The following is a 14,671-nucleotide window of genomic DNA, read 5'->3' as shown; positions in this document are numbered from 1 at the left end:
GACGATATCTGGCCACATCTGTATCTACGGCGGCGGGACACCTCTCCCCAACGAGAGGCTAATTACCTGGAAGGGTATACATATGGCCACTGCCACCGCGAAGCCGGACGTCCGTCCGAACAACACCCATTTTTCTTCTGGCCCTTGCTCGAAGCGCCCCGGTTGGTCGCTCGAAGCCCTTTCCGACGCGCCGCTTGGCCGTTCGCATCGTGCGAAGATCGGAAAGACGAAGCTCAAGCAAGCCATTGATCTCACACGCGAAGTTCTGGAAGTGCCGGCGGATTACCGCATCGGCATCGTGCCTGCTTCCGATACCGGCGCCGTCGAAATGGCGCTCTGGTCGCTGCTCGGCGAGCGCGGCGTCGACATGGTCGCCTGGGAAAGCTTTGGCGCCGGTTGGGTCACCGACGTCGTCAAGCAGCTGAAGCTGAAGGACGTCCGCAAGATCGAAGCCGGTTACGGCGAACTGCCTGACCTTTCGACCATCGATTTCGACCGCGACGTCGTCTTCACCTGGAACGGCACCACCTCGGGCGTTCGCGTTCCGAATGGCGATTTCATTCCCGCCGACCGCAAGGGTCTGACGATCTGCGACGCGACCTCTGCCGCCTTCGCGCAGAACCTCGATTTCGCCAAGCTCGATGTCGTCACCTTCTCCTGGCAGAAAGTTCTCGGCGGCGAAGGCGCTCATGGCGTCATCATCCTGTCGCCGCGCGCCGTCGAGCGTCTCACGACCTACGCACCGGCCTGGCCGCTGCCGAAGATCTTCCGCATGACCTCGGGCGGCAAGCTGATCGAGGGCATCTTCACCGGCGAAACCATCAACACGCCGTCAATGCTCTGCGTCGAGGATTATATCGATGCGCTGCTGTGGTCGAAGGATGTCGGCGGCCTGAAGGGCCTGATGGCTCGCGCCGACGCCAATGCCAAGGTTATCGCCGACTTCGTCGCCGCCAATGACTGGATCGCCAACCTTTCGGTCAAGGCCGAGACGGCTTCCAACACCTCCGTCTGCCTGAAGATCACCGACAAGGACGTTCTGGCGCTCGACGCCGACGGCCAGGCGAACTTCGCCAAGGGCATCGTCAGCCTGCTCGACAAGGAAGGTGTCGCCTACGACATCGGCCATTACCGCGACGCGCCGTCGGGCCTGCGCATCTGGGCCGGCGCCACGATCGAAACTGCAGACATGCAGAAGCTGATGCCGTGGCTCTCCTGGGCGTTTTCGACCCAGAAGGCAACGCTTTCCCAGGCTGCTGCCTGAGTTGATCGCATCCGGCTCCGCTGAAAAGGCGGAGCCTCGCAATCCCGATTACATTCCATCGTTGAACTTTTTGAAGGAAGCCCCCAATGGCACCTCGCGTTCTCGTATCCGACGAACTGTCGGAAACCGCCGTCCAGATCTTCCGTGATCGCGGCGTCGAAGTCGATTTCCAGCCGCAGCTCGGCAAGGACAAGGACAAGCTCGCCGAAATCATCGGCAATTACGACGGTCTCGCCATCCGCTCCGCCACCAAGGCGACGGAAAAGCTGATCGCCGCCGCGACCAACCTCAAGGTCATCGGCCGCGCCGGCATCGGCGTCGACAACGTCGATATCCCGGCCGCCTCGCGCCGCGGTATCATCGTCATGAACACGCCGTTCGGCAACTCGATCACGACCGCTGAACACGCCATCGCACTGATGTTCGCCGTTGCCCGCCAGCTGCCTGCAGCGGATTCGTCCACGCAGGCCGGCAAGTGGGAAAAGTCGAAGTTCATGGGTGTCGAAATCACCGGCAAGACGCTCGGCGTCATCGGCGCCGGCAATATCGGCGGCATCGTCTGCAAGAAGGCCATCGGCCTCGGCATGCATGTTCTCGCCTACGACCCCTTCCTCTCTGTCGAGCGCGCTCAGGAAATGGGCGTCACCAAGGTCGAGCTCGACGAGCTGCTGGCCAAGGCCGACTTCATCACCCTGCACGTGCCGATGACCGACAAGACGCGCGGCATTCTCGGCAAGGAAAACCTTGCCAAGACCAAGCCCGGCGTCCGCATCATCAACTGCGCCCGTGGTGGTCTGGTTGACGAAGCGGCACTTGCCGAAGCCATCAAGTCCGGCCACGTCGCCGGCGCCGGCTTCGACGTCTTCGAAGTCGAGCCCGCCAAGGAAAGCCCGCTGTTCGGCCTTCCCAACGTCGTCTGCACGCCGCACCTGGGCGCATCGACCACGGAAGCGCAGGAAAACGTTGCCCTGCAGGTTGCCGAGCAGATGTCGGACTACCTCGTCAAGGGTGCCGTTTCCAACGCCATCAACATGCCGTCGATCACCGCTGAAGAAGCGCCGATCCTGAAGCCGTTCATCAAGCTCGCCGACGTTCTCGGCGCCTTTGTCGGCCAGGTCTCGGAAGATCCGATCAAGGAAATCGAGATCCTGTTCGACGGCGCGACCGCGACGATGAACACCAAGGCTCTGACCTCGGCTCTGCTCGCCGGCCTCATCCGCAACCAAGTCGCCGACGTCAACATGGTTTCGGCACCGATCATGATCAAGGAAAAGGGCATCGTGCTCTCCGAGGTCAAGCGCGACAAGACCGGCGTTTACGACGGCTACATCAAGCTGACGGTCAAGACCGACAAGCAGACCCGCTCGGTCGCCGGCACTGTCTTCTCCGACGGCAAGCCGCGCTTCATCCAGATCAAGGGCATCAACCTCGACGGCGATGTCGGCGCGAACATGGTCTACATCTCCAACACCGACGTTCCCGGCATGATCGGCTTCATCGGCACGACGCTGGGTGCCGCCGGCGTCAACATCGCCAACTTCCAGCTCGGCCGCGGCGAGCAGGGCGGTGACGCGATCGCGCTGCTCTACGTTGACGGTCCCGTCAGCGACGACGTTCTTGGAAAATTGACCGCCAACCCAGCAATCCGACAGGCCAAGCCGCTCGTATTTGCTGTTGATTGAGGCTTTCCTCCCAGGGAAGATGTGAAGAGACCCGGCGCAGGCGACTGTGCCGGGTTTTCTGTTTCGGGCTCTCGCGCCGGCGTTGATCGCCGACCGGCGGGCGCTATCTACCTGATTGCGTGCCGCTCCGGCCGACCATTAGGGAGATTTCCATGACACGATTTGCCGCCGCCGTTGCCATCGCGCTCACCTCGCTGCTGGCGCTGTCGTCCTGCGCCAACACCGCCAACGGCCTCGCCAAGGATGGCCGCCAGATGGGCAATGCCGTCGATGAGAGCACGCACCGGGTGTTGAAGGCCGGCCAGAACTAAGCATCGGTCACGCATGCAAAAAAGCCCGCCTGAATTGGCGGGCTTTTCGTTATCTGAGATCGAACCGGCTTTACTGCGGGTTCGCGGGAGCCGGCGTTGCTGGAGCAGGCGTCGCCGGTGCGGGGGTTGCCGGGGCAGGCGTCGCGGGGGCTGCGGCCGGTGGCGTTGCAGCCGGCGGGGTGGCCTGCGAGGCGGGCGGCGTTGCCGGTGCCGCGGGTTCGGTCACGGGTGCCGTTGCGCTCGGCGCGCTTGCCGTGGGAGCGGATGCACCCCTTGGCCAATAGGTTGCCGCCAGGGCGACGATGACGACCAGAAGTGCGATTGCAACCCACATCGTCTTAGACGAACTCTTCGGCGGTGGGGTGTTCGCGGCATTCGGACGATTGAAATCATTGGTCATGGTGCTTCTCCTCCTCGATCACAAACGCGCGAGGAGGAGATAGGTTCCAGAATGTGGCAGGCGCCACTTTCCGGTTGCGGCTTACGAAACGCGAAAGCCCGGCGCGGGAGGCTGCGCCGGGCTTTGTGATATTGATCGCGGGCGTTCCGCGACGCGCGCCGTCAAAACTGCTGGTAGAGAAGCGTGACGGCGTTGACGCGGCTTTCCTCGCTGCCGGCCTCGACGCCGAAGAGCGACAGGAATGGCGACGCCGCGCCGGTCGAGCCGTTCGCGAACATCGACCGGAGCCGCTGGGATTCGCTCGTCTGCTGCGCCTGCTGGCGTACGAGATCAGTCAGGTCGATATCGTCGCCCTTACCGGCGGCGCTCGCCGATGTCGTCGATGCCTTCGAGGCTGAGGCGCCTGCAATGTGCGTCGGAGGTGTTGCAACGGGGGCCGTGCCGCTTGTCGCGCCGGTACCGGAAGCCGGCTGGCTTTCCGATGCCGGTTGCTCGGCCGGCTCGCTGGCCTGGCCTGACGTCGCCGGCTCGCTTGCCTGATGTGTTGGCATGGCCTGCTGCGTATCGTCGGCAGCCGGTGCCTGAGGTTCGGGCTCGGGTTCGGTCTGGGGCTCTGTCTGCGGCTCAGCGGTGTAGGTCTGGTCGTCGGTTTCCTCGGGCGGATAGCTGACGGGCTCTTCGCTTGCCGGGGAAGGGGAGGCCGATTGCTCGGGGGATGCCGTTGTCTCCGGTGCGCCTTGCGATGGGCTTGTGGTGGAGCTGGATCCCCCGGAGGATTGGTTGGGATGGAATACGCCGTCTAGGAACATATGCGAGCCTTGCAAATTGAATGACTCGCGCCGGATAGAGGCAACCCCTTGCGAAAACCTCTCAAACAGCCGTCGCTTTTTAAGAAATGTTTAATGATCTAATTTTGCATCTAGTTGAATAGATTGAAGAATGCACGCCCTGCGGAGGGCGGCGCGCTTCACCCCTCAAAATTCAAGGGAAATCGCGCGCCACGCGTGCTGTTAACACAGTCTTAAGCCTTTGACGAAATCGGCCGCAGCAATCGCAAAGCGTTGATCGTCACCAGCACCGTGGCGCCTGTGTCGGCGAGGATGGCGGGCCAGAGGCCGGTGATGCCGGCGATGGTGGTGACCAGGAAAACGGCCTTCAGACCGAGCGCGATCGAGATGTTTTCGCCGATGTTGCGCATGGTGCGCTTCGACAGCGCGATCATGGCGGCGACGTCGGAGACGCGGCCGTGCAGGATCGCGGCGTCCGCCGTCTCCAGCGCAACATCCGTGCCGCCGCCCATGGCGATGCCGACATCGGCCGCGGCCAGCGCCGGCGCGTCGTTGATGCCGTCGCCGACCTTGGCGACCTTCAGTCCGCTCTTCTGCAGCTCGCCGACGATGCGCTGCTTGTCCTCCGGCATCAGCTCGGCGCGGACCTCGATGCCGAGCTCCTTGCCGATGGCGTTTGCTGTGCGGGCGTTGTCGCCGGTCAGCATGACGATCCTGACGCCTGCGTCGGTCAGCGCCTTGAGGCCCGACTTGGCGTCGTCGCGCGGCTCGTCGCGCATGGCGATGGCGCCGGCCAGTTGATCGCCGACGACAAGCACGGAGACGGTCTTGCCTTCGTCGTTCAGCCCCGTGATGCGCGCCTGCTGCTCGTCCGACAAAGCTACGCGTTCGGCAGCCGCCTTAGGGGAGCCGAGGAGGACCTGAAGGCCGGCGACGGTCGCGGTCACACCCTTGCCGCCGAGCGCCTTGGCGTCGGTTGCCTGCGGGATGGCGATGGCGTCGCGCGCGGCCCTGCCGAGAATGGCGAGCGCCAGCGGGTGGCTGGAGCCGGTCTCGAGCGCCGCGGCATAGGTCAGCACCTCGGCCTCCGGCTTTCCGAAGCTCAATATGTCGGTGACAACAGGTTTGCCCTCCGTCAGCGTACCAGTCTTGTCGAGCGCCACCGCGTTGATCTTGCCCAGCGTCTCCAATACCGCGCCTCCCTTGAGCAGCAATCCGCGCCGCGCGCCTGAGGACAGCGAGGCGGCGATGGCGGCGGGCGTGGAGATGACAAGCGCGCAGGGGCAGCCAATGAGCAGGATCGCAAGGCCCTTGTAGATCCACTCGTCCCATGCGCCGCCAGCGACCAGCGGCGGCAGGATGGCGACGAGGGCGGCGACGACGACGACACCAGGTGTGTAATAGCGTGAGAAGCGGTCGATGAAGCGCTCGGTCGGCGCCTTCTTCTCTTGCGCTTCCTCCACGAGCCGCACGACGCGGGCGATGGTGTTGTCGGCGGCGGCGGCGGTGACCTTGACGCGCAGCGCCGCGTCGCCATTGACCGTTCCCGCGAAGACCACGTCGCCTTCGCCCTTGCGCACCGGCGTGCTTTCGCCTGTCACCGGGGCCTCGTCGATCGCGCTCTCGCCGGAGAGGATGATGCCGTCGGCGGAGATGCGGTCGCCGGGGCGCACGAGGATGGTGGAGCCGACGGCAAGCGTTTCGGCCGGAACCTCGCGGGTTGCACCGCCCTCTTCGAGAAGGGCGCTCTTCGGCACCAGCGTCGTCAGCGACTGGATGCTGGCGCGCGCCTTGCCTGCCGCCACACCTTCCAGCAATTCGCCGACCAGGAAAAGGAAGACCACGGTCGCGGCTTCCTCGCCGGCATGGATGATGACCGCGCCGACGGCGGCGATGGTCATCAGCATCTCGATCGAGAAGGGCGTGCCCGACAGCGCCGCCATGACGGCGCGGCGGGCGATCGGGACAAGACCGACAAGCATGGCGGCGATGAAGGCATAAGGCGCGATCGAGGGGACGAGATGGCCGACGATATAGGCGACGACGAGGGCGGCGCCCGAGAGGATCGCCAAACGCCCCTTGCGGCTCTGCCACCATGGGCCGGACATGGGCGCGTGGTCATGACCATGCAGGCCTTCGATTTCGGCGGGTGCGCCTTGGCTGTCGTGAGCATGATCGTGTGCGTGGTCATGGTGATCATGATCATGATCGTGGTCGTTATGCGCGTGGTCCCGCGCGTGGCTGTGTTCGTGATCATGGCCGCAGTCCGGTCCGTGCACATGTTCGGCGCTTTGGCTGCTCGGGCGGGGTGCCTCGGTGGTCGCGAAGGGGCGCAGGCCGTAGCCGAGGCCGGTCACCTTCTTTTCGATCGCGGCAAGGTCGCTGCTGCCGTCGTGGCGCACGGTCATGGTGCCTGCGGTTACCGACACCGAGACGTCCTCGACGCCGGAGACGCGGCGCACGGCGGTATCGATCTTGGCCGCGCAGCTGGCGCAATCCATGCCTTCGACCCTGTAGCGCTTCTCGATCCTGTCGCTCATCATCGGCTTCCTTTTGGGCTTCCTTGTCATTGACGAGCATCCTTCCTACATCCTCTAGCGACTAGAGGTGCAAGGGGGAAATGATGAAAAAGATCACCATCGGCGAGGCATCGCGCCAGAGCGGCGTGAAGGTGCCGACCATCCGATATTACGAAGGCATCGGCCTGTTGAGCGCGCCAAGTCGCAGCGAGGGCAACCAGCGCTCCTACGAGCCCGCCGATATCAGCCGCCTCGTGTTCATCCGCCATGCCCGCGAACTGGGCTTCGAGGTCGATGCGATCCGCACGCTTCTCACGCTGCAGGACGATCCGAACCAGTCCTGCGCCTCGGCCGATGCGATCGCCAAGGCGCGGCTTATCGACGTCGAGCAGCGCATCCGCAGCCTGATGGCGCTGAAGGTGGAGCTGGAGGCGATGGTCGCCGGTTGTGGGCACGGGCGGGTCGATCAGTGCCGGGTGATCGAGGTTCTGGCCGATCACGGGCAGTGCGCGCATAGCCATCACTAGTTGGTCGATCTTTGTGCAGACCTTTCCAGTGTGTGAAGAAAAGCCGCGAAACCTCATAACAGGCGGTTAGCGCTGCACAGCGCGAAGGCGGTTCGCCTAAAGTTTGTGCGAACTATGATTCTGATTTTATTTAGCTTTTTTCACTATAACTGACAGGATCAGCCATCAAATTCATGTGATATTGCCGATGACAGGTATTCAGAGAGCATTCGTTTCGACCGATACTCCCAATGATGATTTCCAGTCTCTCTTCGCAACCCATCCGTCGCCGATGTGGGTCTACGACCCCGATACGTTGCGTTTCCTGATCGTCAACAACGCCGCTGTCGATCTCTATGGTTATTCGCGGGAAGCCTATTCAGGCATGACCGTGCTCGACATTCGCCCCGCCCAGGAGCGCCAGCGGATGATCACCGCCGTGCACGCGCGCTCCGACATGGAACGGGCCGGGCGCTGGACGCATCTGAAGGCCGATGGCACCATGCTCGAGGTGATGACCTACGGGCGCGGCGTGCGTTTCAACGGCCGCGATGCGATCCTTGCCATCGTGCAGGACCGCACGGAGGTCAATGCCGCGCATCGCGAGGTGAGCGACACGCGCTCTCTGCTTGATAGCATCGTCGACAATCTGCCGGTCGGTGTGTTCGTCAAGGATATGGATGCGGATGGTCTCTATATCCTCTTCAACGAAGCCTGCGGCGACATCATCGGTCGTCATTCTCTCGACGTGGTCGGCCGCAGCGACCATATCTTCTTCAACGACGAGCAGGCAGCGGCGTTTCGCGAGCAGGATGCCCGCGCCTTCGCGGCGCCCGCGGCGATCAGCTTCGAAGAGACGATGCAACGCAGCGACGGCCAGCAGCGGATTTTGAGAACCGTCAAGCGCGCCCTGCCGTCTCCCGATGGCAGCGCCCCGCGCTACCTGCTCGGCATCTCGCAGGATGTAACCGAGGAGCGCTCCGTCGAGGCGCGGCTGGCCTATATGGCCATGCACGACGTTCTGACCGGCCTGCCGAACCGCGCCTTCTTTGCCGAGCACATCAAGCGCGTCTCTTCGCTTGCCACCGCCGACAAGCCGGTGGCGCTGCTTTATCTCGATGTCGATCACTTCAAGCATATCAACGACAGCAAGGGTCATGCGGCCGGCGATGCGCTGCTCTGTCAGGTGGCCGCGCGGCTGACCGGTCTTGCCGACCAGGGCGATCTGGTGGCGCGTCTTGGTGGCGACGAGTTCGCGCTGGTGGTCGGCTTCCGGGAGGCCGGCTGCATCGAGCGTTTCGCCGAGCAGCTGCTTGCGTCGCTCTCCTCGCCCTTCGATCTCGATGGCGTCAACGAGCATGTCACCTGCAGCATCGGCATCGCGCTGGCGCCCGATCATGCCGAAGACGACGACGTGCTGATGCGCCATGCCGACCTCGCGCTCTATGCCGCCAAGGAAAGCGGCCGCTCGACCTATCGCTTCTACGAGCCCTCGATGCGGCTTGAGGCCGAGCGCCGGCACATGCTGACGGTGGAACTGCGCGAGGCGCTGCAGAACAACCAGTTCGAGCTTTACTACCAGCCGATCGTGCAGCTGGAAAATGACGGTCTCGGCGGCTTCGAGGCGCTGATCCGCTGGAACCATCCGGAGCGCGGGCTGGTGCCGCCGATGGAGTTCATTCCCGTTGCGGAAGAGACCGGGCTGATCGTTGCGATCGGCGAATGGGTGCTGCGCGAGGCCTGCCGGACGGCGGCGCGCTGGCCCTCGAACCTGAAGGTGGCCGTCAATCTCTCGGTCAGCCAGTTTCGCCACAACAGCCTGCTTGCGAGCGTCGTCTCGGCGCTCGACGAGAGCGGCTTGCGGCCGGAGCGGCTGGAAATCGAGATCACGGAATCGGTCTTCCTCGCCGATGTCGGCCAGAGCCTGCCGCTCTTGAAGGCACTGAAGGAACTCGGCATCCGCATCGCCATCGACGATTTCGGCACTGGCTATTCCTCCTTCAGCTATTTGCGCGCCTTTGCCTTCGACAAGATCAAGCTCGACCGCAGCTTCATCGCCGGCATCGACACCGACCCCGGCAATCTGGCGATTGTGCGCGCCGTTGTCGGCATCGGCTCCGGCTTCAACGCGACGACGCTGGCCGAAGGGATCGAGACCGAGGCGCAGCTGCTGCGATTGCGCCAGGAGGGGTTTCATGAGGTTCAGGGGTATTTGCTGGGCAAGCCGATGCCGCTTGCGGAAGCGGAGCGGTTGATTGCGGGCGGGGGCGTGGTGGCTTCGACGGCGGCTTGATGGCGTTGGGGAGTTCGGTGTGGTTTTGGGGAGGGTGTACCGTGTGATACCCCCCTCTGTCCTGCCGGACATCTCCCCCACAAGGGGGGAGATCGGCTGGGCGTAGCCGCTCGCTCCACCTTCACTGGTTGGCGTAAACCCAACCACGAGTCGATCTCCCCACCTGTGGGGGAGATGCCCGGCAGGGCAGAGGGGGGTATCTCACGGCACAACAGCCATGAGACCAAGGGGCCGAACGCGAAAGCACCGCAGCCTCCCTCCCCAAAATCACCGCCCCTTGCACGCGCCCCCAATCCTTTCTATATCCACCGCCAGACAAGAGCCGGCGGTCGATCCCGTTGGTCGCGATGCAAATCCGCCAAAATTCTGTAGGATAGGGCGGATCGAGATACCCTTTTGAATTGGCAGCACCCCCGTGAACACACTGGATTTTGACAAGAGGCCGGAAGATACGCGCGTTGTCGTGGCCATGTCTGGCGGCGTCGACAGCTCGGTCGTGGCCGGCATTTTGAAGCGGCAGGGCTATGATGTGCTCGGCATCACGCTGCAGCTCTACGATCATGGCGCCGCCGTGCATCGTGCCGGCTCGTGCTGCGCGGGCCAGGATATCGACGATGCGCGCCGGGTCTGCGAGACGCTCGGCATTCCGCATTATGTGCTGGATTATGAAAAGCGCTTCCGCGACACCGTCATCAATCCGTTCATGGAAAGCTATGTCGCCGGCGAGACGCCGATCCCCTGCGTGTCTTGCAATCAGACGGTCAAGTTCGCCGATCTCCTGGAAACCGCGCGCGAGCTCGGCGCCGATGCTCTGGCGACCGGCCATTATATCCGTTCCGGCGCCAACCCGGCGCCCGGCAATCCCGGCCGTCGCGCGCTCTACCGCCCGGCCGATGCCGATCGCGACCAGAGCTATTTCCTGTTTGCCACCACGCAGGAGCAGATCGACTATCTGCGCTTCCCGCTCGGCGGACTGCCGAAGGCCGAGACCCGCAAGCTTGCCGAAGAGATGGGCCTCGTCGTCGCCAAGAAGGCAGACAGCCAGGACATCTGTTTCGTGCCGCAGGGCAAGTACACCGATATCATCAACAAGCTGAAGCCGAACGCGGCGCTGGCGGGCGAGATCGTGCATCTCGACGGCCGGGTGCTCGGCCAGCATGAGGGCATTCTGCATTACACGATCGGCCAGCGGCGCGGCATCGGCGTTGCCACCGGCGAGCCGCTCTACGTCGTCTACCTCGACGCCCGCTCGCGGCGCGTCATAGTCGGCCCCAAGGAAGCGCTGGAGACGCACCGCGTCTATCTGCGCGACGTGAACTGGCTTGGGGACGAGGAGCTTGCGCAGGCGGCTGCGGGCGAGGGCTTTGCCTGCTTCGCCAAGGTGCGCTCGACGCGCATGCCGACGCCGGCCGTGCTGCATGCCGATCACACCGGCATCTATGTGGATCTCGCGGTGGGCGAGGCGGGTGTGGCGCCTGGTCAGGCCTGCGCGCTTTATTCGGCGCCGGGCGACAATGCGCGTGTCTATGGTGGTGGTTTCATCGAGCGCTCGGAGCGCGAGCCTGCGGCGGAAGCATCGCTGAAGGCGCTTCTTGAAGGTGCCGTGGCGGCGTGACAAAAGCCCGGTGATTTTCTCGATCATGTGCTTGACATGACCGTGAAGGCCGCCTTATAAGCCGCTCATTCAACGAGCCGGGCGCATCGCAAACGGCATCGTTAGGTGGTTTGGCTGGGTAGCTCAGTTGGTGAGAGCGCAGGATTCATAACCCTGAGGTCGGCGGTTCAATTCCGCCCCCCGCTACCATTCTTCCGGCAATAACAACGTCTTAAGACAATGTGCCGGCCACCAGGAATACACCAGCCCAAAACAGTGCGGACATTTCCGCGGCGACCAGAAAGCCAAAAACGCTATCGTTCATGTTTTCCTCCTTCGGCAACCTCCATTGCCTAGGGGAAACGATAGGTCGGATCGCATTGTTCCGCCACCAAAAAAACACTTCCTCGCCTTTTCTCCTTCGTAAGCCGGCTATTGCGTGGCCACCATGCAACTTTCCGCACGGATTGGCAGGCCCAGCACTCAAGACAGAAGAAGAGCGAGCCGCGCCGAAGCGCGGCCCATGTCTTTTTGCGTTTGTTTAGAAGGTGCGCTGGAAGCGCAGGAAGCCCTGGACCTGCTCGGGCGCGTTGTCAGGGTCGTAATACTGAACGCTGAGCTTGGTGAGCAGGTTTTTGGCGATCTTGTAGTCGACCGTCACGCCGGCGCGCCATGCATCGCCGCCGGTGAATTCGCCGTTGGAATCCAGCGAGATCTTGCTGAAATACTGGTAGCCGGGGATGATCGTGAGCTTGTCGGTGGCCTTGTAGACGTATTGCGCGCCGAGCGCCCACTCGGACTCCTCGTAATAGTAGTTGGCGCCGCTGGCCCACAGGCCGTAGAGGCCGAGCTGGCCTGGGCCGACGTCGGCAAAGAGGATGCCGCGCAGCGCCACTTCCTCGGTGTCGGTGTCGTAACCGGCAAGCAGGTAGCCGCTGACGGCGCCGGCCTTGCCGAAGAGCTGGCCGGTGACGCCGACATTGTTCGGGCCTTCGCCCGCCTTGGTGCGATAGCGTTCTTCCAGTTCGTCGACCGACACGCCGGCGCTGAAGTTCGGCGTCTCGTACATGTAGCGAACCGAGTTGTGGATCGTCTGGTTGCTCGAGATCACGTCGGTTTCACCGGTGCCGATGCTGCGGTCGTTATCCCACCAGGAATACTGCATGCCGACGCGGAAGCCGGCGAGGTCGATATAGCCTTCCTGCAGAAGGGCGGTCTGGTTGGTGGCGTTTTCGGCGTTGGTGCGCAGCGTGATGACGCCGGTCAGCGTGCCGTATTCGGTCTCGCTCTTGGAGCTCAGGGTGACCTGGCCACGGGTCCAGGAGTTCCAGTCGGACGTACCGGAGACGTTGCGGCCGAAGCGTTCCTCGACGCGGACATAACCGCCGACCGAAAGACAGGTCTCGGTGCCGGGGATGTAGAAGTAGCCGGTGCCGTAAGCGTCGCAGACGCGGACGTATTCGACGGCTTCAGGTTCGGCCGCGACGATGGCGTCGGCGGCCTGCGCTGTCGACATAATGCTCATGGCGGCGGCGGAGCCAAGGAGGATGGTACGGATAGTCATAGGGGGCGTTCCTATCGTGGTTGATAGGAATTTGCCTACTGGATGGCCGATGACAGTCCGATGACAACATTGCGGCGGTGAGGCCGCTCATGCTGCATTGCAAAACGTGTATCTCATTCGCCACATATTGAATTGTACCAGCAAGGCGAGAGATTCCAGCGCCGGTTGTGAAGGCCGCAATGCGCGGCCTTCAATGGTCGATTGCGCCGATAAAACCCTTTCAGCCCTTGATGAACTGGCTGGCTCGAGGCCCTGCCAGGGTCACCTGCCAATTGGCCTTGCTGTTGAAGTTCTGGCTGGCGAGGAAGGTGTAGCCCGTGCGCTGCCATGGCTTGACGTTGTAGGCGAGATTGTCGAGCACGTAATCGCCGGACTTCAGGCGGGCGATCAGCACGAGGTGGTTTTCGCCGCTGCGATCGAGGACCACCGAAAGCGCCAGCTTGCTGGTCGGAAAGCCGATGTCCAGCAGGGTCTTCATCTTCAGGAGCGCGTAGTCCTCGCAGTCGCCCTTGTTGTTGACGGGCAGCGTCCAGTTGTCCGAACGACGGCCCTTCGCGATGCGGTCCTCGGTGGGCTTCACCTTCGAGTTTACGAAGCGGTTGACCTCCTGAAGCGCCCGCAGCGCTTCCTTGTCGCCAATGTCGACGCCGCCCTTTCCATGGCATACCCATCCATATTTGGCACAGGCTGCGCCGAAGCCTACAGGTGGAGAGATAGAACGGCTGGCGGGAATTTCAGATCCTGCAAAACTCTGACTAGAAATTAAAGGAATACTCATAACAAAACTTAGAATGGCCGCAATTCTCCGCATATAAAGCTCCTTGTGTTACTCGGTGGTTCCGCGATTATCTACTATTAGATGATGCTTTTATACTAAATAATGCAATTGCAGCCGAAATGAGTACGCTCCTCATTTTTATTTGTCCTTTCTAATTTATAGCTCACTCATATAAAAATTCCCTGTTAACGCCACGTTAACGATGGGAGTGAGCGAAATGAACAGAACACTATTGAAGCTCTCTGTCAGTGTAGGATTTCTGCTGGCAGGAACGAGCCTAGGGAGCGCCCAGGCGCTCAATCTCGATTGCAGAAGCGTGCAGCCGGGATCGATTGAGGAGCGACTGTGCTTCCCGGTGCAGTCGATTTTTGACGTAAACCCCTTCACGGATTCCAACCATGACCGTGGCCGGAACGGGAACAACGGGTCTTCCAGCAATGGTGGTGGCGGCGGCGGTAGCAGTAGCGCAAGCGCCGACCCGATCACCGTAATCAGTGATCCTGGCGGCGAGGATGACGGCAACGGTCGCGGCCGTCATCGTGGCCGCCATCATGGCGGCAACAACAATGGCGGTGGTTGGAACGACCCCGGCAATGGTAATGGCCACGGACATGGCCACGGCAATGGCGGTGGCGGCGGTGGTAGCGGCGGCAATGCCGGCAACGGCGGCAATGGCGGCGACAACTACGGCGGCAACGGTGGCAATGGCGGCAATGGCGGCGGCGGCGGAAACGGCGGCAGCTACCATGGCGGCAAGGGCGGCAACGGCGGCAATGCCGGAAACGGCGGCAACGGCGGCAACAACCGAGGCGGCGATGGCGGCAACGGTGGTAACGGCGGCGGCGGCGGCAACGCCGGCAGCTGGTGGGGCGGTGACGGCGGTAACGGCGGCAAAGCCGGTAACGGCGGTCGCGGCGGCAACGCCGGCAGCTGGTGGGGCGGTGACGGCGGTAACGGCGGCAAAGCCGGTAA

The 14,671-nt window shown here is 62.8% G+C and carries 12 protein-coding genes and 1 tRNA gene; 8 read left to right on the top strand and 5 right to left on the bottom strand.

Annotated features, from left to right (window positions below; genetic code table 11):
- The first annotated feature begins 82 nt into the window (after positions 1-82).
- The 3 genes from ACCD05_RS26615 to ACCD05_RS26605 all read left to right on the top strand — a co-directional run bounded on the left by ACCD05_RS26615 (position 83) and on the right by ACCD05_RS26605 (position 3,257).
- Positions 83-1,264: a phosphoserine transaminase gene (locus ACCD05_RS26615; protein ID WP_112980013.1), complete on the top strand. Its 1,182-nt coding sequence runs from the start codon at positions 83-85 to the stop codon at positions 1,262-1,264.
- A gap of 86 nt (positions 1,265-1,350) precedes the next feature.
- Positions 1,351-2,946: a phosphoglycerate dehydrogenase gene (gene serA, locus ACCD05_RS26610; protein WP_209191552.1), complete on the top strand. Its 1,596-nt coding sequence runs from the start codon at positions 1,351-1,353 to the stop codon at positions 2,944-2,946.
- Between the two features lie 152 nt (positions 2,947-3,098).
- Entirely contained in the window at positions 3,099-3,257 is a 159-nt protein-coding gene (locus tag ACCD05_RS26605) for a hypothetical protein (RefSeq protein WP_047509310.1), read from the top strand.
- Positions 3,258-3,327: 70 nt separating this feature from the next.
- Here ACCD05_RS26605 and ACCD05_RS26600 read toward each other — a convergent pair whose 3' ends face one another.
- The 3 genes from ACCD05_RS26600 to ACCD05_RS26590 form a co-directional block, all read right to left on the bottom strand.
- The gene (locus ACCD05_RS26600) at positions 3,328-3,657 is read right to left on the bottom strand and encodes a hypothetical protein (protein WP_413396509.1); all 330 of its coding nucleotides are present in this window, start codon (positions 3,655-3,657) and stop codon (positions 3,328-3,330) included.
- 161 nt (positions 3,658-3,818) lie between these two features.
- Positions 3,819-4,466 (bottom strand): hypothetical protein, encoded by a 648-nt coding sequence (locus ACCD05_RS26595; protein ID WP_413396507.1) that lies wholly within the window; start codon positions 4,464-4,466, stop codon positions 3,819-3,821.
- Positions 4,467-4,678: 212 nt separating this feature from the next.
- Positions 4,679-6,985 carry a heavy metal translocating P-type ATPase gene (locus ACCD05_RS26590; protein WP_413396505.1) on the bottom strand — a complete coding sequence of 769 codons (2,307 nt, stop codon included), beginning with the start codon at positions 6,983-6,985 and terminating at the stop codon, positions 4,679-4,681.
- 83 nt (positions 6,986-7,068) lie between these two features.
- Between ACCD05_RS26590 and ACCD05_RS26585 the strand changes: the two genes are divergently transcribed.
- The 4 genes from ACCD05_RS26585 (at position 7,069) to ACCD05_RS26570 (ending at position 11,567) form a co-directional block, all read left to right on the top strand.
- Complete coding sequence (locus ACCD05_RS26585) at positions 7,069-7,491, top strand: MerR family transcriptional regulator (protein ID WP_047509304.1); 423 nt, start codon at positions 7,069-7,071, stop codon at positions 7,489-7,491.
- Positions 7,492-7,678: 187 nt separating this feature from the next.
- Complete coding sequence (locus ACCD05_RS26580) at positions 7,679-9,763, top strand: putative bifunctional diguanylate cyclase/phosphodiesterase (protein ID WP_413396502.1); 2,085 nt, start codon at positions 7,679-7,681, stop codon at positions 9,761-9,763.
- 415 nt (positions 9,764-10,178) lie between these two features.
- Positions 10,179-11,378, top strand: a complete 1,200-nt coding sequence (gene mnmA / locus ACCD05_RS26575; protein WP_047509300.1) for a tRNA 2-thiouridine(34) synthase MnmA — start codon at positions 10,179-10,181, stop codon at positions 11,376-11,378.
- A gap of 112 nt (positions 11,379-11,490) precedes the next feature.
- Positions 11,491-11,567 (top strand) — tRNA-Met (locus ACCD05_RS26570).
- A 331-nt stretch (positions 11,568-11,898) separates the two neighbouring features.
- Here ACCD05_RS26570 and ACCD05_RS26565 read toward each other — a convergent pair.
- Both ACCD05_RS26565 and ACCD05_RS26560 read right to left on the bottom strand, forming a co-directional pair.
- Positions 11,899-12,921, bottom strand: a complete 1,023-nt coding sequence (locus ACCD05_RS26565; protein ID WP_413396500.1) for a porin — start codon at positions 12,919-12,921, stop codon at positions 11,899-11,901.
- 220 nt (positions 12,922-13,141) lie between these two features.
- Complete coding sequence (locus ACCD05_RS26560; protein ID WP_111563280.1) at positions 13,142-13,732, bottom strand: transglutaminase-like cysteine peptidase; 591 nt, start codon at positions 13,730-13,732, stop codon at positions 13,142-13,144.
- A gap of 184 nt (positions 13,733-13,916) precedes the next feature.
- Between ACCD05_RS26560 and ACCD05_RS26555 the strand changes: the two genes are divergently transcribed.
- Positions 13,917-14,671: hypothetical protein (locus ACCD05_RS26555; protein WP_413396498.1), on the top strand; the 755-nt coding region annotated here is incomplete at its 3' end.

This window comes from Rhizobium sp. Rhizsp42, assembly GCF_047304155.1.
GTDB lineage: Bacteria > Pseudomonadota > Alphaproteobacteria > Rhizobiales > Rhizobiaceae > Rhizobium.
This window is presented reverse-complemented; position numbering and strand designations above follow the sequence as displayed.